Source organism: Halorhodospira neutriphila (assembly GCF_016584055.1).
Taxonomy (GTDB): domain Bacteria; phylum Pseudomonadota; class Gammaproteobacteria; order Nitrococcales; family Halorhodospiraceae; genus Halorhodospira; species Halorhodospira neutriphila.
On sequence record NZ_NRSH01000010.1, the window covers coordinates 1 to 18,355 of the forward strand.

Annotated in this window: 15 protein-coding genes; 6 read left to right on the forward strand and 9 right to left on the reverse strand. The window is 71.4% G+C overall.

Annotated elements, in window-relative coordinates; genetic code table 11:
- From CKO13_RS01955 to gltB, 4 genes are all read right to left on the reverse strand, one after another.
- The coding region (locus CKO13_RS01955) for an NUDIX domain-containing protein (RefSeq protein ID WP_200256284.1) at positions 1-234 on the reverse strand (234 nt) is incomplete at its 3' end.
- Complete coding sequence (gene hemE, locus CKO13_RS01960) at positions 203-1,297, reverse strand: uroporphyrinogen decarboxylase (RefSeq protein ID WP_200256286.1); 1,095 nt, start codon at positions 1,295-1,297, stop codon at positions 203-205. The genes hemE and CKO13_RS01955, both read right to left, overlap by 32 nt.
- Before the next feature lie 10 nt (positions 1,298-1,307).
- On the reverse strand, positions 1,308-2,720 hold the full coding sequence (locus tag CKO13_RS01965; protein ID WP_200256288.1) for an FAD-dependent oxidoreductase: 1,413 nt from the start codon (positions 2,718-2,720) through the stop codon (positions 1,308-1,310).
- 34 nt (positions 2,721-2,754) lie between these two features.
- On the reverse strand, positions 2,755-7,224 hold the full coding sequence (gene gltB, locus CKO13_RS01970; protein WP_200256290.1) for a glutamate synthase large subunit: 4,470 nt from the start codon (positions 7,222-7,224) through the stop codon (positions 2,755-2,757).
- A gap of 229 nt (positions 7,225-7,453) precedes the next feature.
- On the opposite strand from gltB, the gene CKO13_RS01975 reads away from it, so the two are divergent.
- The gene (locus tag CKO13_RS01975) at positions 7,454-7,897 is read left to right on the forward strand and encodes a MaoC family dehydratase (protein ID WP_200256292.1); all 444 of its coding nucleotides are present in this window, start codon (positions 7,454-7,456) and stop codon (positions 7,895-7,897) included.
- A gap of 6 nt (positions 7,898-7,903) precedes the next feature.
- On the opposite strand, the gene aroE is transcribed toward CKO13_RS01975, so the two are convergent.
- A complete protein-coding gene (gene aroE, locus CKO13_RS01980) occupies positions 7,904-8,722 on the reverse strand; it encodes a shikimate dehydrogenase (protein WP_200256294.1) in 819 nt (272 codons plus the stop codon).
- A gap of 1 nt (position 8,723) precedes the next feature.
- Positions 8,724-9,701, reverse strand: coding sequence for a porphobilinogen synthase (hemB, locus tag CKO13_RS01985; protein ID WP_200256317.1), 978 nt, complete (start codon positions 9,699-9,701; stop codon positions 8,724-8,726).
- Positions 9,702-9,921: 220 nt separating this feature from the next.
- Here hemB and CKO13_RS01990 point away from each other — a divergent pair, with 220 nt between their 5' ends.
- On the forward strand, positions 9,922-10,167 hold the full coding sequence (locus tag CKO13_RS01990; protein WP_200256296.1) for a hypothetical protein: 246 nt from the start codon (positions 9,922-9,924) through the stop codon (positions 10,165-10,167).
- A 125-nt stretch (positions 10,168-10,292) separates the two neighbouring features.
- Here the strand turns inward: CKO13_RS01990 and CKO13_RS01995 are convergent, their stop codons facing one another.
- The 3 genes from CKO13_RS01995 to CKO13_RS02005 all read right to left on the reverse strand — a co-directional run bounded on the left by CKO13_RS01995 (position 10,293) and on the right by CKO13_RS02005 (position 12,974).
- Positions 10,293-11,180 carry a phosphoribulokinase gene (locus CKO13_RS01995; RefSeq protein WP_200256298.1) on the reverse strand — a complete coding sequence of 296 codons (888 nt, stop codon included), beginning with the start codon at positions 11,178-11,180 and terminating at the stop codon, positions 10,293-10,295.
- A gap of 46 nt (positions 11,181-11,226) precedes the next feature.
- Positions 11,227-11,907: a ribulose-phosphate 3-epimerase gene (rpe, locus tag CKO13_RS02000; RefSeq protein ID WP_200256300.1), complete on the reverse strand. Its 681-nt coding sequence runs from the start codon at positions 11,905-11,907 to the stop codon at positions 11,227-11,229.
- A gap of 110 nt (positions 11,908-12,017) precedes the next feature.
- Positions 12,018-12,974 (reverse strand): LysR family transcriptional regulator, encoded by a 957-nt coding sequence (locus CKO13_RS02005; RefSeq protein ID WP_200256302.1) that lies wholly within the window; start codon positions 12,972-12,974, stop codon positions 12,018-12,020.
- Between the two features lie 199 nt (positions 12,975-13,173).
- Here CKO13_RS02005 and CKO13_RS02010 point away from each other — a divergent pair, with 199 nt between their 5' ends.
- The 4 genes from CKO13_RS02010 to CKO13_RS02025 all read left to right on the forward strand — a co-directional run bounded on the left by CKO13_RS02010 (position 13,174) and on the right by CKO13_RS02025 (position 18,312).
- The gene (locus CKO13_RS02010) at positions 13,174-14,595 is read left to right on the forward strand and encodes a form I ribulose bisphosphate carboxylase large subunit (RefSeq protein WP_200256304.1); all 1,422 of its coding nucleotides are present in this window, start codon (positions 13,174-13,176) and stop codon (positions 14,593-14,595) included.
- Positions 14,596-14,671: 76 nt separating this feature from the next.
- Positions 14,672-15,031, forward strand: coding sequence for a ribulose bisphosphate carboxylase small subunit (locus tag CKO13_RS02015; RefSeq protein WP_200256306.1), 360 nt, complete (start codon positions 14,672-14,674; stop codon positions 15,029-15,031).
- A gap of 79 nt (positions 15,032-15,110) precedes the next feature.
- Positions 15,111-15,917, forward strand: a complete 807-nt coding sequence (locus CKO13_RS02020) for a CbbQ/NirQ/NorQ/GpvN family protein (protein WP_200256308.1) — start codon at positions 15,111-15,113, stop codon at positions 15,915-15,917.
- Between the two features lie 58 nt (positions 15,918-15,975).
- The gene (locus tag CKO13_RS02025; protein ID WP_200256310.1) at positions 15,976-18,312 is read left to right on the forward strand and encodes a nitric oxide reductase activation protein NorD; all 2,337 of its coding nucleotides are present in this window, start codon (positions 15,976-15,978) and stop codon (positions 18,310-18,312) included.
- Positions 18,313-18,355 lie beyond the last annotated feature (43 nt).

Consider the following 18,355-nt stretch of genomic DNA (forward strand, 5'->3'; position numbering starts at 1 on the left):
CCCCCAGCGGAAGTCGAGCTCGGTGATCCCGGCCTCCTCGGCGACCTCCCGGCGAGCCGCCTCGAGGGGCGTCTCGCCGGGCTCGACCTTGCCCTTGGGGAAGTCCCAGTACTGGAAGGCGCGGAGCATCAGGTAGAGGCGCTCGCCCTCCTGGAAGCGTACCGGCACGACGCCGGCCGAGAGGATCCGCCGGCGCGGCCGCCTACGGCGCTGTCGGGGCCGGCGCGTCGTCATGGTAGCCGGGGGAGAGCTCGTGCAAGGCGCTGATCATGGCCTCGACGTGCTCCGGGGGCGTCTCCGGCTGGACCCCGTGGCCGAGATTGAAGATGTGCCCCGGGCCGTGGCCGTACTCGTCGAGGCAGCGCGCCACCTCGCGGCGGATCGCCTCGGGGTTGGCGTGGAGGATGGTCGGGTCGAGGTTGCCCTGCAGGGCCACGCGGTGGCCGACCCGCCGCCGCGCCTCGGCCAGGGAGGTGGTCCAGTCGAGGCCCACGGCGTCGCAGCCAGTGTCGGCGATGGCCTCGAGCCACTGCCCGCCGCCCTTGGTGAAGAGGGTGACCGGCACCCGGCGGCCGTCGGCCTCGCGGGGCAGCTGCTCGACGATCCGCGCCATGTAGGCGAGGGAGAAGTCGCGGTAGCGCTGCGGGTCGAGGGCGCCGCCCCAGGTGTCGAAGATCATCAGCCCCTGGGCGCCGGCCTCGACCTGCCCGGCGAGGTACTCGGCGACGGTGTCGGCGAGCATCGACAGCAGCCGGTGGGCGGCCTCGGGCTGGTCGTAGAGCAGGCTCTTGCAGCGGGCGAAGGTCTTGCTCGAGCCGCCCTCGACCATGTAGGTGGCGAGCGTCCACGGGCTGCCGGTGAAGCCGAGCAGCGGCACCCGGCCGGCGAGCTCGCTGCGGCAGGCGCTGACGGCGTCCATGACGTAGCGCAGCTCGTGCTGCGCCCGGGGCCGGGGGAGGCTGTCGATGTCCGCGGCCGTCGCCACGCGGCGCTCGAAGACCGGCCCCTCGCCGGCGACGAAGGACAGGCCCAGGTCCATGGCCTCGGGGATGGTGAGGATGTCCGAGAAGAGGATCGCGGCGTCGAGGTCGTAGCGCTCCACCGGCTGAAGGGTGACCCGGGCGGCGAGCTCGGGGCTGCGGCACAGCCCCATGAAGCTGCCCGCCTGGTTGCGGACCTCCCGGTACTCCGGCAGGTAGCGCCCGGCCTGGCGCATCATCCAGACGGGGGTGCGGTCCACCTCTTGGCGGGCGAAGGCGCGCAGGATGCGGTCGTTGCGAAGCTCAGGGCTGCTCACCGTGCCACTCCTATACTTGCAGGTAGTCGAGGATCCCCTTGGCCGCCTCGCGCCCCTCCCAGACGGCGGTGACCACGAGATCCGAGCCCCGCACCATATCACCCCCGGCGAAGATCTGGGGATGGGTCGTCTGGCCGAAGGGCCCGTCCTCGCCGCCGCCGACGCGGACCCGGTCGCGCTCGTCGAGGGCCACGCCGTGCTGCTGCAGCCACGCCGGCGGGCTCGGCCGGAAGCCGAAGGCGATGATCAGGTGGTCCGCCGGCAGCACCTCCTCGGAGCCGGGCACCGGCTCCGGGCGCCGCCGGCCGTGGGCGTCGGGGGCGCCGAGCTCGGTGCGCACCACCTTGACCCCCTCGACCCGCTCGTCGCCGACGACCTCGACGGGCTGGCGGTTCCAGAGGAACTGCACGCCCTCCTCCTTGGCGTTCTCGAACTCGCGCCGCGAGCCGGGCATGTTGCGCTCGTCGCGGCGGTAGGCGCAGGTCACGCCCTTGGCGCCCTGGCGCAGGGCGGTGCGGTTGCAGTCCATGGCGGTGTCGCCGCCGCCGAGGACGACGACGCGCTTGCCGGTCATGTCCGTCGGCTCGCCGCTGGTGGGGGCGAGGCCGAGGTGGCGGTTGGTGTTGGCGATGAGGTAGGGCAGGGCCTCGTGGACGCCGGGCAGGTCCTCGCCGGGGAAGCCGCCGCTCATGTAGGTGTACGTCCCGGTGCCGAGGAAGACGGCGTCGTACTCGGCGAGGAGCTCGGCGAACTCGACGTCGCGGCCGACCTCGGTGTTGAGCCGGAACTCGACGCCGATGCCCTCGAGGAGCTCGCGCCGGGTGCGGATCACCCCCTTGTCGAGCTTGAACGGCGGGATGCCGAAGGTCAGCAGGCCGCCGATCTCCGGGTAGCGGTCGAAGACCACCGGCCGGACGCCGTTGCGCGCGAGGATGTCGGCGGCGCCGAGGCCCGCCGGCCCGGCGCCGATGACGGCGACGCGCTTGCCGGTGTCGACCACGCCGCTGACGTCAGGGCGCCAGCCGCGGCGGATCGCCTCGTCGCTGATGTACTTCTCCACGGCGCCGATGGTCACCGCGCCGAAGCCGTCGCTGAGGGTGCACGCCCCCTCGCAGAGGCGGTCCTGCGGGCAGACCCGGCCGCAGACCTCGGGGAGGGTGTTGGTCTTGTGGGCGAGCTCGGCGGCGGCGAAGAGGTTGCCCTCGGCCACCAGGCGCAGCCAGTGCGGGATGAAGTTGTGGACCGGGCACTTCCACTCGCAGTAGGGGTTGCCGCAGTCGAGGCAGCGGGCGGCCTGGGCGGCCGCGGTGGCGTCGTCGAACTGCCCGTAGATCTCCGCGAAGCGCCGGATGCGCTCGTCGACGCCGAGCTTGTCGGGGTCGTGCCGCGGGACTTCGAGGAACTGGAAGACGCTGCTGGACATGGCTGTCTCTACCCGTGGGCGCCGCCGGCGGCCGTCAGGCCGCCTGGCGGAGCGTGTCGAGAATGGTGTGCAGGTCGGCGGCCTTCGGCTTGACGAGCCAGAAGCGCCGGAGGTAGCCGCGGAAGTCGTCGAGCACGGCCTGGCCCCAGCTGCTGCCGGTCTCCGCCACGAACTCGCGGATCAGCGCCTGCAGGTAGTTGCGGTGCGCCTCCATGTTCTCCGCCTGCAGGCGGTGGATGTCGATGAGCTCGTGGTTGTAGCGGTCGGCGAAGGTGCCGGCCTCGTCGAGGACGAAGGCGATGCCGCCGGTCATCCCCGCCCCGAAGTTCAGCCCCGTGGGGCCGAGCACGCAGACGACGCCGTCGGTCATGTACTCGCAGCCGTGGTCGCCGACGCCCTCGACCACCGCCGTGGCGCCGGAGTTGCGCACGGCGAAGCGCTCGCCGACGAGCCCGGCGGCGAAGAGCTTGCCGCCCGTGGCGCCGTAGAGGCAGGTGTTGCCCATGATGGCGGTAGCGCGGCTGTCGAAGCGGCTCTCCCGGGGCGGGTAGAGCACGAGCTTGCCGCCGGCCATGCCCTTGCCGACGTAGTCGTTGGCGTCGCCCTCGAGGGCCATGTGCAGGCCGCCGGCGTTCCAGACGCCGAAGCTCTGCCCGGCGGTACCCGTCAGCCGCAGGGTGATCGGCTGTTCGGCCATGCCCTGGTTGCCGTGGCGGGCGGCGATCTCGCCGCTCAGCCGGGCGCCGATGGAGCGGTTGTTGTTGCGCACCGCGTAGTGGAACTCGCCGCCCTGGCGGGCCTCGATGGCCGGCAGGCAGTCGGCGACCATCTGCTCGGCGAGCTCGCCCTTGTCGAAGGGGTCGTTGGACGGCTCCACGCAGTGGCGCGGCTTGTCGGCCGGGACGCCGCCGTCGGAGAGGATCGGCGCCAGGTCGAGGTTGCCCTGGCGGCCGGTCTCGGCGGGCAAGATCTCGAGCAGATCCGTGCGCCCGATCAGGTCCTCGAGCCGGCGCACGCCGAGCCGGGCGAGCCACTCGCGGGTCTCCCGGGCGACGAAGCGGAAGTAGTTGGCCACCTTCTCGGCGTTGCCGATGAAGTGCTTCAGGCGCAGGGTCTCGTTCTGCGTCGCCACCCCCGTGGCGCAGTTGTTGAGGTGGCAGATGCGCAGGTACTTGCAGCCGAGGGCGACCATCGGCGCGGTGCCGAAGCCGAAGCTCTCGGCGCCGAGGATGGCCCCCTTGATGACGTCGAGCCCCGTCTTGAGCCCGCCGTCGGCCTGCAGCCGGATCTTGCCGCGCAGGTCGTTGGCGCGCAGGGTCTGGTGGGTCTCGGTCAGGCCCAGCTCCCACGGGCCGCCGGCGTACTTCACCGAGGTCAGCGGGCTCGCGCCGGTGCCGCCGTCGTGGCCGGCGATGGTGATCAGGTCGGCGTAGGCCTTGGCCACGCCGGCGGCCACCGTGCCCACGCCGGCCTCGGCGACGAGCTTGACCGAGACCAGCGCCTGCGGGTTGACCTGCTTGAGGTCGAAGATCAGCTGCGCGAGGTCCTCGATGGAGTAGATGTCGTGGTGCGGCGGCGGCGAGATGAGCGCCACGCCGGGCTTGGAGAAGCGCAGCCGGGCGATCATCTCGTTGACCTTGTGCCCGGGCAGCTGCCCGCCCTCGCCGGGCTTGGCGCCCTGGGCGACCTTGATCTGCAGGACCTCGGCGTTGACCAGGTAGTGCGGCGTGACGCCGAAGCGCCCCGAGGCGATCTGCTTGATCTTGGAGACGCGCTCGGTGCCGTAGCGCTCCGGGTCCTCGCCGCCCTCGCCGGAGTTCGAGCGCCCGCCGAGGCGGTTCATGGCCATCGCCAGCGACTCGTGGGCCTCCGGCGAGAGGGCGCCGAGGCTCATGCCCGCGGTGTCGAAGCGCGGCAGGATGGCGTCGATGGGCTCGACCTCGTCGATCCCCAGCGCCTGCCCCGGCTCGCGGAGCCCGAGCCGGTCGCGCAGGGCGGTGGCGGGGCGCTCGTTGACGGTGCGCGCGAAGCGCTTGTAGGTCTCGTAGTCGCCGCTCTCCACCGCCTGCTGGAGGTAGGAGACCACGTCGGGGTTGTAGGCGTGGTACTCGCCGCCGTGGACGAACTTGAAGGTCCCGCCCTGGTCGAGGGGCTCGGTGGGGCGGTGGGCCCGGCGCGAGAGCTCCCGGGCGTCGGCCTCGAGGTCGGCGAAGGTGAGCCCCTCGATGCGGTTGGTGGTGCCGGTGAAGCAGCGCTCCACCACATCGCCGGCGAGCCCCACCGACTCGAACAGCTGCGCGCCGCGGTAGCTGGCGATGGTCGAGATCCCCATCTTCGAGAGGATCTTGTAGAGGCCCTTGTTGATGCCCTTGCGGTAGTTGCGGCAGAGCTCGGCGGTGCTCTCGCCGCTGACCCGGCCCTCCTCGGCCATGGCCGCGACCACCTCGTAGGCCAGGTACGGGTAGACGCAGGTGGCGCCGTAGCCGATCAGGCAGGCGAAGTGGTGGGGGTCGCGGGCGGTGCCGGTCTCGACGATGAGGTTGGCGTCGCAGCGCAGCCCGCGCGCCGCCAGGCGGTGGTGGACGGCGCCGGTGGCGAGCAGGGCGTGGATGCCGAGCCGCTCGCGCTCGACGCGCCGGTCGGAGAGGACGACCAGGGTGGTGCCGGCGCGCACCGCCGCCTCGGCGGCGTCGCAGACCGCCTCGATGGCCCCGGGCAGGTCCTGCTCGGCCGGGTCGTAGCTGAGGTCGAGCTCGGTGTGGGCGTAGTCCGGGTCGTCGAGGGCCTTGAGGGCCTCGAACTTCGCCCCGGAGAGCACCGGCGAGTCCACCGTGATCCGCTTGGCGTGGGCCTCGGTCTCCTCGAAGAGGTTCTTCTCGCGGCCGAGGCACGTCTCCAGGGACATGACGATGCGCTCGCGCAGCGGGTCGATGGCCGGGTTGGTGACCTGCGCGAACTGCTGCCGGAAGCTGTCGTAGAGCGAGCGCACCCGCTTGGAGAGCACGGGCAGCGGGGTGTCGTCCCCCATGGAGCCGACGGCCTCCTGGCCGTCCTCGGCGAGGACCTTGAGCACCTGCTCGCGCTCCTCGAAGGAGATCCCGAAGAGCTTCTGGTGCGCGGCCAGGGCGTGGGCGTCGAGCCCGGCGCGGCTGGCGCGCTCGCCGTTGAGCTGCGTCTCGAGCTGGCGCAGGTGGCGGCTGAGCCACGCCTTGTACGGCTGGCGGTGCTTGAGCCGCTCGTCGATCTGCTCGGAGGTGAGCAGCTCGCCGGTGGCGGTGTCGGCGGCGAGCATCTCGCCGGGCTTGAGCCGGCCCTTGGCGACGACGTCCGCCGGGTCGTAGTCGTAGACGCCGACCTCCGAGGCCAGGGTGATGTGGCGGTCGGCGGTCATCACCCAGCGCGCCGGGCGCAGGCCGTTGCGGTCGAGGGTGCAGGCGGCGTGGCGGCCGTCGGTGAGCACGATCCCGGCCGGGCCGTCCCACGGCTCGGAGTGCATCGAGTGGTACTCGTAGAAGGCGCGCAGGTCCGGGTCCATGGAGTCGACGTTCTGCCACGCCGGCGGGATCAGCAGCCGCATGGCGCGGAAGAGGTCCATCCCGCCCTGGAGGAGGACATCGAGCATGTTGTCGAGGCTCGAGGAGTCGGAGCCCTCGCTGTTGACCAGCGGGTGGACCTCCTCCATGTCCGGGATGAGCTCGGTGTTGAAGGTGAACGCCCGGGCGTTGGCCCAGTTGCGGTTGCCCTGGATGGTGTTGATCTCGCCGTTGTGGGCGAGATAGCGGAACGGCTGGGCGAGCCGCCACTGCGGCAGCGTGTTGGTGGAGAAGCGCTGGTGGAAGACGCACAGCGACGAGGCCAGGCGCTCGTCCTGCAGGTCGGGGTAGAAGACCGGCAGGTAGGCGGGCATGACCAGGCCCTTGTAGGAGAGCACCCGCCCGGAGAGGCTGGCGATGTAGAAGACCTCGTCGGCGGCGCCGATCGCCTTCTCGGCCTTGCGCCGGGCGATGAAGAGCCGGCGCTCGAGGTCGAGGGCGCTCATCTCGGCGTCGGCGTTGACGAAGACCTGCTCGATGCGCGGGCAGGTGCGCAGCGCCTGCTCGCCGAGCGCCTCGGTGTCGGTCGGCACCGGCCGGTAGCCGGCCACGGCCAGCCCCTGCTCCGCCAGCGCCGCGCTCAGGTGCGAGCGCGCCGTATCGGCCATCCCCTCGTCGGGGTGGAGGAAGAGGCTGCCGACCGCGTAGTGCTCGGCCAGCGCGATGCCCGCCTCCTCGGCCGCGGCGCGCAGGAAGGCGTCCGGCTTGCCGAGCAGCAGGCCGCAGCCGTCGCCGGTCTTGCCGTCGGCGGCGACGGCGCCGCGGTGGGTGAGCCGGCCGAGGGCGCCTACCGCCGTCTGGACCAGCCAGTGGCTCGGCTCGCCGTCCATGTGCGCGATGAGCCCGAAACCGCAATTGTCTTTCTCGAAACTCGGCCGGTGCAGGCCGCCGGGTACGCTTTGCTGCTTCACGGTCGCCTCTGGATGCTGCGGGGAGTCTCTCTCAGGGGCAGCGTGGCGCCCCCATCGGGGAGGATATCAGGGCCGATTGGCCGATTACCCGCCGATAAGACGGCTAATTAGTATAGACACGGCCAACTCGCCGGCGCAAACGGCCCCCCGCGGCGCCCGCATCGCCAATGCCCGCAAAAGCCTGTAGGCTATTTGTGCGACGCATCACGCACGGCGAGAGGGGTTATCGATGCCGCACGAGCTGCACGGCTACTGCCTGGAGGATCTTGAGCCGGGGATGTCGGACGCCTACGCCCGCACGGTCACCGAGGCGGACCTGGTGCTCTTCGCCGGGCTCTCCGGCGACAACAACCCGTTGCACATCAACGAGGAGTTCGCCTCGACGACCTTCGCCAAGGGGCGCATCGCCCACGGGATCTTCCTCGGCGGGCTGATCTCCTGCGTGCTCGGCACGCGGCTGCCGGGGCCGGGGGCGATCTACCTCGACCAGCAGCTGAGCTTCCGCGCCCCGGTGCGCATCGGCGATACCGTCCGGGCGGTGGCCACCGTCAAGGGGGTCGATCGGGCGAGCAAGCGCGTCACCCTCGATACCACCTGCTACGTCCGCAACCGCGTGGTGGTCACCGGCGAGGCCGAGGTCCTCGTCACCCCCCGGGAGGAGAGCGGCGGCTGAGCCCGCTCAGCCGCCGCGCAGCGCCTCGATCACCGGCGCCGTCCGCGGGTGGACGCCGCGCCAGACGGCGAACGACTCCGCCGCCTGCTCGACGAGCATGCCGAGCCCGTCGGCGACGAGGGCGGCGCCGTGGCGCCGCGCCCAGGCCATGAAGGGGGTGTCGGCGTCGGCGTAGACGAGGTCGTAGGCGGCGGCGCCGCTGGCGAGCAGCTCGCCCGGCAGCGCCGGCATCTGCCCCTGCAGCCCGGCGGCGGTGGTGTTGAGGAGGACGTCGAAGCCGCCCTGCCCGGCGAGGGCCTCGAGCCCGCAGGCGCGGACCCCCGGGCGCTCCGCGGCGAGGCGCTCGGCGCGCTCGGCGGTGCGGTTGGCGATGAGGACCTCGCCGGGGGCCTCGTCGAGCAGGGTGGGCAGGATCCCCCGGGCCGCGCCGCCGGCGCCGATGACCAGCAGGCGCCGGCCGGCCACGGCGACGCCGAGGTTGTCGCGCAGGTCGCGCAGCAGCCCGGCGCCGTCGGTGTTGTCGCCGTGGCGGCGGCCGTCGGCCTCGGCGCGCAGGGTGTTGACCGCCGCGGCGGCCCGGGCCCGCTTGCTGAGCGTGTCGGCCCAGGCGCAGGCGGCCTCCTTGAACGGCACCGTGACGTTCAGCCCGCTGCCGCCGCCGGCGAAGAAGGCCTCGGCGACGGCGGCGAAGCCCGCCTCCGGCGCCTCGAGCCGGGTGTAGGCGATCGGCTCCCCCGTCTGCTCGGCGAACAGGGCGTGGATCCGCGGCGACCTGCTGTGCCCGACGGGGTTGCCGATGACCGCGTAGCGCGCCGGCGCCGCCACCCTAGCCCTCCTCCTGGAGCCACTCGGCGGCGGCCTGGGCGTGGTAGGTGAGGATGGCGTCGGCCCCGGCGCGGCGCAGCGAGGTCAGCGCCTCGAGGACGCACTCGCGCTCGTCGAGCCAGCCGCGCTCGCCGGCGGCCTTGAGCATGGAGTACTCGCCGCTGACCTGGTAGGCGAAGGTCGGGACGCCGAAGTCGGCCTTCACCCGGCGGATGATGTCGAGGTAGGGCAGCCCCGGCTTGACCATGAACATGTCCGCCCCCTCGGCGAGGTCGAGGCCGACCTCGTGGAGGGCCTCGTCGCTGTTGGCCGGGTCCATCTGGTAGCTGTGCTTGCCCGGCCCGCCCGGGCCGCTGTCGAGGTTGTCCGCCGAGCCCACCGCATCGCGGAACGGCCCGTAGTACGACGAGGCGTACTTGGCCGCGTAGGAGAGGATGCGCACGTTGCGGTAGTCGTGGCCCTCGAGGGCGTTGCGGATGGCGCCGATGCGCCCGTCCATCATGTCGGAGGGGGCGACGATGTCGGCGCCGGCCTCGGCGTGGGAGAGGGCCTGGCGGACGAGGACCTCGACGGTCTCGTCGTTGAGCACGTAGCCGGTCTCGTCGAGCAGGCCGTCCTGGCCGTGGCTGGTGAACGGGTCGAGGGCGACGTCGGTGATCACCCCGAGCCCCGGGAGGGCGTCCTTGAGCGCCCGCACGGCGCGCTGGGCGATGCCGGTGGGGTTGTACGCCTCGCGGGCGTCGGGGGTCTTCGCCTCGGTGGGGGTGACCGGGAAGATCGCCACCGCCGGGATGCCGAGGGCCTGGATGTGGCGCGCGTGCTCGATCAGCCGGTCGATGGAGCGGCGCTCGATCCCCGGCATCGAGGGGACGGGCTCGGTGCGGTCCTCGCCGTCGAGGACGAAGACCGGCTCGATCAGGTCGTCCGGGGCGAGCCGCGTCTCGCGCATGAGCCGCCGCGAGAAGGCGTCGCGGCGCATCCGGCGCGGCCGCCGCGCGGGGTAGCCGCCGCTCGAGTGGGAATGGATAGAGCGTGTCACAGCCGCCTCCCTTTGCGCTGGTTGGACTCTCGTGGATTATGCCCCTTCGCCCGTGGCTGCCCAAGGGGCGGATTCCTCGGGCTGCGCGTCTACTACGCTTTAGTGGGGACGGGTACACCAGTCCATGTACCGATAGCAGCAGCGAGAGGAGGGTTGAACGATGCGTAAGCTGGGGATGATCGCGGGGATGCTCGCCCTGACGGGGGCGTTTTGGCTCGCCGGCTGCGGCGGCGGTGACGACACCGGCAACGGGATGGAGCCGGAGGAGAGCGCCGCGGAGCAGTCCGGGTCGATGGACGAGGGCATGGAGAGCGAGCCCATGGAAGGGGAGTCCATGGAGATGGAGGAGGAGTCCATGGAGGGCGAGTCGATGGAGAGCGAGGAGGATACCGGCTCCGGCCAGTAGCCGGTGAGCCCCTCCGCGGCCGCCTGCTCGCCGTGCGGCGAGGGGCGGCACCTGTGCAGGGTGGGGGCGCTGCGCACGGCGTGCGCAGCGCCCCTTTTACTGCGGGGCGCAGTGCCGGGCGGCGCCTAGCCGGCGCCGTTGAGGTGGCGGCTGCGCTCGACGAACTCGTGGATGATCGGCGTGAGGATCAGCTCCATGGCGAAGCTGGTCTTGCCGCCGGGGACGACCATGGTGTTCCGCCGCGACATGAACGAGTGCGGGATCATGTTTAGCAGGTAGGGGAAGTCGATCCCGAAGCGCTCCGGGTCGCGGAAGCGGATGACGGTCATCGACTCGTCGGCGCTGGGGATGTCGCGGGCGATGAACGGGTTCGAGGTGTCCACCGTCGGCACCCGCTGGAAGTTGATGTCGGTGCGCGAGAACTGCGGCGTGATGTAGTTCACGTAGTCCGGCATGCGCCGCAGGATCGTGTCCACGATCTTCTCGGCGGTGTAGCCGCGCTCGGCGGCGTCGCGGTGGATCTTCTGGATCCACTCGAGGTTGACGATGGGGGCGACGCCGACGAGCAGGTCGACGTGCTGCGCGACGTTGTGCTCCTCGGTCACCACGCCGCCGTGCAGCCCCTCGTAGAAGAGCAGGTCGCTGCCGCTGCCGGCCTCCTCCCACGCGGTGAACTCGCCGGGGTTGAGCCCGTAGGGGGCGGCCTCCTCCTCGTTGTGGAGGTAGCGCCGGCGCCTGCAGATCCCCTCCTCGCCGTAGCGCCGGAAGGAGGCCTCGAGCTCGTCGAAGACGTTCGCCTCGGGGCCGAAGTGGCTGAAGTTGCGCCCCTCGCGGGCGGCCCGGGCGAGCTCGTCGCGCATCTGCTGGCGGTTGTAGCGGTGGAAGGCGTCGCCCTCGATGACCGCCGGGTCGATGTGCTCGCGGCGGAAGATGTGCTCGAAGGCGACCTTGACCGTGCTGGTACCGGCGCCGGAGGAGCCGGTGACGGCGATGATCGGATGCTTCTCGGACATGGCTTCAACCTCTTGTCGATGTGGGCAGCGGGTTGTTCGTCGCGGCTCAGCCGGTCCCGTGGGCGGCCCGGATCTCGCCGCGCATGGTGGCCACGGCCTGGCTGTAGTCGTCGGCGCCGAAGATCGCCGAGCCGGCGACGAAGGTGTCCGCGCCCGCCTCGGCGACCTCGCGGATGTTGTTGGCCTTGATGCCGCCGTCGACCTCGAGGCGGATGCCGCCGCCGAGCTCGTCGATCAGCCGCCGGGCCTCGCGCAGCTTGCCGAGGGTGCCGGGGATGAACTTCTGCGCCGGGAAGCCGGGGTTGACCGACATCAGCAGCACCATGTCGACCTTGTCGGCGACGTAGCGCAGGCAGTCGAGGGGCGTCGCCGGGTTGAAGACCAGCCCGGCCTTGCAGCCGTGCTCGCGGATCAGCGCCAGGGAGCGGTCGATGTGCTCGCTCGCCTCCGGGTGGAAGGTGATCCAGCTCGCCCCGGCGGCGGCGAAATCGGGGATGATGCGGTCCACCGGCTTGATCATCAGGTGGACGTCGATGGGCGCGCGCACCCCGTGGTCGCGCAGCGCCTGGCAGACCAGCGGCCCCACGGTGAGGTTGGGGACGTAGTGGTTGTCCATGACGTCGAAGTGGATCATGTCCGCGCCCGCCTCGAGGACGGCGTCGACCTCGGCGCCGAGCCGGGCGAAGTCAGCGGACAGGATGGACGGTGCGATCAGCGGCTCGTTCATGGCGGCTCCTCTCGGGGTCGGCGCGGCCTGCCTGCGGCAATCCTGCAACGTACGGCGCCGGGCAGGCCGCGGGGAACTAAAGATTGGTGATCTGCAGGATAAGGCGGCGCTTAGCCCTCGGCGCCGGCGGGCACCTGCAGCGGCGCCGTGGCGGCGGCGCTCGCCGGCGTCTGCCAGTGGGCGTCGGCCTCGTCGAGGATGAAGCGCCGGAAGGCCTGGGCGGCCGGCGACAGGCGCTTGCCGGAGCGGTGGACGAGGTACCAGTGGCGCTCCAGCGGGAAGCCCTCGACGTTGAGCACCCGCAGCCGGCCGAGCTCCAGCTCGAGGGCCACGGTGTGGATGGAGACCACGCCGAGGCCGAGCCCGGCCTGCACCGACTGCTTGATCGCCTCGTTGGAGCTCATCTCCAGGCCCCCGTGCAGGCGCAGGCCGCGCTGCTCGAGGAAGCGCTCGACGGCGTTGCGCGTCCCTGAGCCCTTCTCGCGGAGGACGAAGAGCTCGTCCTGGAGGCGCTCGAGCGGGATGGGGGCGCCGTCGGCCAGCGGGTGCTCCGGCGAGGCGATGACCACCAGGGGGTTCGGCATGAACGCCTCGGCGGCGACGTCGAGCGCCTCCGGCGGCTTGCCCATGATCGCCAGGTCCATCTCGTTGTCCTGGATGCGCCGGATGACCCCCTCGCGGTTGGTGACCTCGAGCTGGAAGGTGATCCCCGGCTGGCGGCGCGAGAAGTTGGCGAGCAGGTCGGTGGCGAAGTAGTTCGCCGTGGAGGCGACCGTCAGGCGCAGGCGGCCGCTGTTGAGCCCGCGCAGCGCCTCGAGGCCGTCGCCGAGCTCGCGCAGCTCGGCGGAGATGCGCTGGGCGTAGCGGCGCACCTCCTCGCCGGCCTCGGTGAGGTAGATGCGCTTGCCGATCTGCTCGAACAGCGGCAGGCCGATCTGCTGCTCGAGCTGCTTGATCTGCATGGAGACGGCCGGCTGGGTGAGGTAGAGCTCCTCCGCGGCGCGGGTGAAGCTCAGGTGCCGGGCGACTGACTCGAAGACCTTCAGCTGGCGTAGCGTGATATTCATTCTCTCTCCTCCTGGGCTTCGATCGCCGTCGTGCCGATAAGTCGAAACTTATCCGACAAGCAGAAACAATTTCTTTTTCTTTTGAGCTAGCAAGGCTAGGCTGTTTCACGAGACGCTGCAAGGGGCGAGCGCCGCACGAGGCCGCGCCTCATCGCGCACAGCGCTGGCAACGAAGCAACAACACCCTGAGGAGACGACGATGGCGAGCAAGAGCTATACCGCGGGCGTCAAAGCCTACCGCGAGACCTACTGGGAGCCGGACTACCCGATCAAGGACAGCGACCTGCTGGCGGTCTTCAAGGTGACGCCGCAGCCGGGCGTCGAGCGGGAGGAGGCCGCGGCGGCGGTGGCCGCCGAGTCGTCCACGGGGACGTGGACCACGGTCTGGACCGACCTGCTCACCGACCTCGACTACTACAAGGGCCGGGCCTACAAGATCGAGGACGTCCCTGGCGACGACGAGGCCTTCTACGCCTTCATCGCCTACCCGATCGACCTCTTCGAGGAGGGGTCCATCGTCAACGTCTTCACGTCGCTCGTCGGCAACGTCTTCGGCTTCAAGGCCGTGCGCGCCCTGCGCCTCGAGGACGTGCGCTTCCCGCTGGCCTTCGTGATGACCACGCCGGGGCCGCCCCACGGCATCCGCTCCGAGCGCGACAAGATGAACAAGTACGGCCGGCCGCTGCTCGGCTGCACCCTCAAGCCCAAGCTCGGCCTGTCGCCGAAGAACTACGGCCGCGCCTGCTACGAGGCCCTGCGCGGCGGCCTCGACTTCACCAAGGACGACGAGAACGTCAACTCGCAGCCGTTCCTGCGCTGGCGCGAGCGCTTCGACTTCGTCATGGAGGCCATCGAGAAGGCCGAGGCGGAGACCGGCGAGCGCAAGGGCCACTACCTCAACGTCACGGCGCCGACGCCCGAGGAGATGTACAAGCGCGCCGAGTACGCCAAGGAGATCGGCGCGCCGGTCATCATGCACGACTACATCACGGGCGGCTTCTGCGCCCACCAGGGCCTGTCGAACTGGTGCCGCGACAACGGGATGCTCCTGCACATCCACCGCGCCATGCACGCGGTGCTCGACCGCAACCCCCGCCACGGCATCCACTTCCGCGTGCTGACCAAGATCCTGCGCATGATGGGTGGCGACCAGCTGCACACCGGCACGGTGGTCGGCAAGCTCGAGGGCGACCGCGCCGCCACCCTCGGCTGGGTGGACCTGCTGCGCGAGCGCTACGTCGAGGAGGACCGCGACCGGGGGCTCTTCTTCGACCAGGACTGGGGCGCCATGCCCGGGGCCTTCGCCGTCGCCTCCGGCGGCATCCACGTCTGGCACGTCCCGGCGCTGCTCTCCATCTTCGGCGACGACGCCGTCTTCCAGTTCGGCGGCGGCACCCTGGGCCACCCCTGGGGCAACGCGCCCGGCGCGGCCGCCAACCGGGTCGCCCTCGAGGCGTGCGTGAAGGCCCGCAACGAGGGGCGCGACCTGGAGAAGGAGGGCCGCGACATCCTCATGGAGGCCGCCAAGCACAGCCCCGAGCTCAAGGCGGCCATGGAGACCTGGAAGGAGATCACCTTCGAGTTCGACACCGTCGATAAGATCGACACCAAGCACCGCTAGAAAAAACCGCTCGCGGGCCGCGGGCGGGGCGCCCGCCCGCGGCCCCGCGGCCTGGAACCGATCGAGGAGACCCGTCATGAGCGAGATCCAGGACTACAAGTCGAAGCTCTCCGACCCCAACAGCCGGCAATTCGAGACCTTCTCCTACCTGCCGCAGATGAGCGACGAGGAGATCCGCCGGCAGGTGGACTACATCGTCGCGCAGGGCTGGCAGCCGGCGATCGAGCACACCGAGCCGGAGAACGCCTTCGACCACTACTGGTACATGTGGAAGCTGCCGATGTTCGGCGAGACCGACGTGGACACCATCCTCGAGGAGGCGCGCAAGTGCCACGAGGAGCACCCCAACCACCACGTCCGCCTGATCGGCTACAACTGGTTCCACCAGACGCAGGGCACGGCGATGGTGGTCTACCGCGGGCCGGTGGAGGCCTAGGCGCCCGCCCCGCCGGCAAGGAGGGCAGGGGCGGGGCCGCCCGGCGCCCGCCCCATCGATCAACGGCTTGGAGGGTCCGATGAGCGAGCACGACGTCGAGCAGTACCGCATCACCGAGGCGCCGTACTACCGCTCGGTAGGCGAGGAGGTGGCGCTCTACGAGGCGGCCTACCAGGCCCGCATGCCGGTCATGCTCAAGGGGCCCACCGGCTGCGGCAAGACGCGCTTCGTCGAGTACATGGCCTGGCGGCTCGAGCGCCCCCTGATCACCGTCGCCTGCAACGAGGACATGACCGCCGCCGACCTGGTCGGCCGCTACCTGCTCGACGCCGACGGCACCCGCTGGCAGGACGGCCCGCTGACGACGGCGGCGCGGATCGGGGCCATCTGCTACCTCGACGAGATCGTCGAGGCCCGCCAGGACACGACGGTGGTGATGCACCCGCTCACCGACCACCGCCGGACCCTCCCCCTGGAGAAGAAGGGTGAGCTGGTCCACGCCCACCCCGACTTCCACCTGGTGATCTCCTATAATCCCGGCTATCAGTCCTTGATGAAGGACCTCAAGCAGTCGACCAAGCAGCGCTTCGGCGCGCTCGACTTCGAGTACCCGGAGGCCGCCGCCGAGGCGGAGATCGTCGCCCACGAGACCGGGGTCGACACCGAGACCGCGGACAAGCTCGTGCAGGTAGCCCACCGCGCCCGCAACCTCAAGGGCCACGGCCTCGACGAGGGGATCTCGACGCGGCTGCTCGTCTACGCCGGCAGCCTCATCGCCAAGGGGATCGCGCCGCGGGCGGCCTGCACCATGACGCTGATCCGGCCGCTGACCGACGACCCGGATATGCGCGAGACCCTGGACCAGGCGGTCGAGACCTACTTCTAGCCGGCCGCCCCCCTGTGGCGGGCGAGGCTCGGCGCGGGCCGATGCAGAGGGAGGCGCGATGACCGTAGCGCTCGACGACTACCGCGAGGCCCTGACGGCGGCGGACCCCCACCTCAGCGATACCCTCGAGGCCTCCTACGCCGAGGCCTCCCGGGTGATGTCGCCGCGGGGGCTGGAGCACTACCTCGAGGGGGCGCGGGCGCTCGCCGAGCTCGGCCGCGGCAGCGACCTGGTCATCTCCTACCTCGAGACCATGCCCATCGTGGCCAAGGAGGCCGGCGAGGACGTCGTCCCCGAGATCGCCTCGGGGGCCATGCGCCTGGCCTCCATGGTCAGCGGCCAGGTCATCGCGCTGCTGCTCGCCGGGATGCCGACGGCGGCCCGCCGGCTCGGCGACCCGGACCTGCTGCGCCAGTACCTGGCGCTGGTGCGCCAGCTCTCGGGCAAGGCCCCCCGCGGGCTGCGGCCGATGCTCGAGCACCTCGACGAGCTGCTCACCAAGCTCACCCTCGGCGGCCTGCGCCGCTGGGCGCTGTGGGGCGCCGAGGCCCACGCCCGCGACTTCGAGCAGCAGCGCGCCTACTTCGCCCTGGAGAGCGCCGACAGCCAGGCGATGCTCCAGCAGGAGCGGCGCGGGACGCTGTTCATCGACAACCAGCGCAAGCTCAACTTCTACCTGCGCGCCCTCTGGGGCCGCGACTTCTTCATGCGCCCGACCTCCGGCGACTTCGAGACCCGGGAGGGCTACAAGCCGTACATCGAGCGGCGGGTCATCCACCTGCCCGACGCCTACGACGACTACCGCGGCCTGCCCGGCAAGGACCTCTACCGCGCGGTGGCGGCCCACGCCGCCGCGCACCTGGTCTATACCGCGGCGCCGCTGGCCGCCGAGGCGCCGGCGCCGACGCAGCAGGCGGTGATCGGGGTGCTCGAGGACGCCCGCGTCGAGCGCCTGGCGGCGCAGCGCTTCCCCGGGCTGCGGCAGCTGTGGCTGGGCTTCCACGAGCACCGCGCCGCGGCGCGCGAGGGCCTCGACCCGGTGGTCGAGCGCCTCGAGCGGGCCGCCCACGCCCTGCTCGACCCCGGCCTCGAGGAGCCCGACCCGTGGGTCGCCGAGGTGCGCGCGCGCTTCGAGGCCGCCTTCGCCGAGCGCCCCGACGACCCGCGGCTCGCCGCCGAGCTCGGCCCGGCGCTGCACGAGCGCCTGGCGGCCGCCCACGAGCTGCCCAGCGCCCGCACCCTGGAGGCCTACCGCGTCCCGTACCACGACGACAACCGCTACCTCTTCGCCGCGGAGGAGGCGGCGCTGGCCGAGGAGTACATCCCGGCGAGCCAGCGCCAGGTGCGCCGCCAGGTCAACGTCATGGAGATGGTCAACGAGGTCGACTCGGAGCTCGCCGGCGATACGGCCGACGAGGTGTGGGTGCTGGGCACCGAGCTCTTCCCCTACGAGGACCACGGCGTCAGCTACAACGAGATGGAGGGCGTCGAGCAGGTCAGCCCGCCCTTCCACTACCCGGAGTGGGACTACCAGGTCCAGCTCCACCGCCCCGACTGGGTGACCGTCGTCGAGCGCCGCCCCTGGCGCGGCGACCCGGAGGCCGTCGACGCGGTGCTCGCCGAGCATCGGCCCATCGCCAGCCGGCTGCGCTACCTCATCGACGCCCTCCAGCCCCAGGGGCGGGTGCGCCTGCGCCGCCAGGAGGAGGGCGACGAGCTGGATATCGACGCCGCCGTGCGCTCCATGGTCGACCTGCGCCTGGGCCTGAGCCCGGACCCGCGGGTCAACACCCGCTACCTGCGCAAGACGCGGGACCTGGCGGTGCTGGTGCTCCTCGACCTCTCGGCCTCCACCAACGACCCGGCCGGCGCCGGCGACAAGACGGTCCTTGACCTGACCCGCGAGGCGACGGCGCTGCTCGGCTGGGCCATCGACGGCATCGGCGACCCCTTCGCCGTCCACGGCTTCTCCTCCGACGGCCGGCACGACGTCCAGTACTTCCGCTTCAAGGACTTCGAGCAGCCGTGGGGGGCCGAGGCGAAGGGGCGGCTCGCCGGCATGCGCGGGCAGCTGTCGACGCGCATGGGCGCGGCGATGCGCCACGGCGGCAGCTACTTGGCGCGCCGGCCGCAGCGGCACAAGCTGCTGCTGATCGTCACCGACGGCGAGCCCCACGACGTGGATGTCCGCGACCCCCAGTACCTGCGCCAGGACACCAAGAGCGCGGCGGAGGAGCTGAGCGCCCGCGGGGTGATGAGCTACTGCCTGACCCTCGACCGCGAGGCCGACGCCTACGTCTCGCGGATCTTCGGCGCCAACGGCTACTGCGTGGTCGACCACGTCGAGCGGCTGCCGGAGCGCCTGCCGGGGGTCTTCGCGCAGCTCACCCGTTGAGCCGGGATGCTTATCTTCACCATCAAGACGATTTGCTTTTGCT

Excerpts from the sequence above, each read along its gene's own strand:
- CKO13_RS01965 (WP_200256288.1), bottom strand. The coding sequence starts at position 2,720 with ATGTCCAGCAGCGTCTTCCAGTTCCTCGAAGTCCCGCGGCACGACCCC.
- CKO13_RS01975 (WP_200256292.1), top strand. The coding sequence starts at position 7,454 with ATGCCGCACGAGCTGCACGGCTACTGCCTGGAGGATCTTGAGCCGGGG.
- hemB (WP_200256317.1), bottom strand. The coding sequence starts at position 9,701 with ATGCGCCGCGACGCCTTCTCGCGGCGGCTCATGCGCGAGACGCGGCTC.
- CKO13_RS01990 (WP_200256296.1), top strand. The coding sequence starts at position 9,922 with ATGCGTAAGCTGGGGATGATCGCGGGGATGCTCGCCCTGACGGGGGCG.
- CKO13_RS01995 (WP_200256298.1), bottom strand. The coding sequence starts at position 11,180 with ATGTCCGAGAAGCATCCGATCATCGCCGTCACCGGCTCCTCCGGCGCC.
- rpe (WP_200256300.1), bottom strand. The coding sequence starts at position 11,907 with ATGAACGAGCCGCTGATCGCACCGTCCATCCTGTCCGCTGACTTCGCC.
- CKO13_RS02005 (WP_200256302.1), bottom strand. The coding sequence starts at position 12,974 with ATGAATATCACGCTACGCCAGCTGAAGGTCTTCGAGTCAGTCGCCCGG.
- CKO13_RS02010 (WP_200256304.1), top strand. The coding sequence starts at position 13,174 with ATGGCGAGCAAGAGCTATACCGCGGGCGTCAAAGCCTACCGCGAGACC.
- CKO13_RS02015 (WP_200256306.1), top strand. The coding sequence starts at position 14,672 with ATGAGCGAGATCCAGGACTACAAGTCGAAGCTCTCCGACCCCAACAGC.
- CKO13_RS02020 (WP_200256308.1), top strand. The coding sequence starts at position 15,111 with ATGAGCGAGCACGACGTCGAGCAGTACCGCATCACCGAGGCGCCGTAC.
- CKO13_RS02025 (WP_200256310.1), top strand. The coding sequence starts at position 15,976 with ATGACCGTAGCGCTCGACGACTACCGCGAGGCCCTGACGGCGGCGGAC.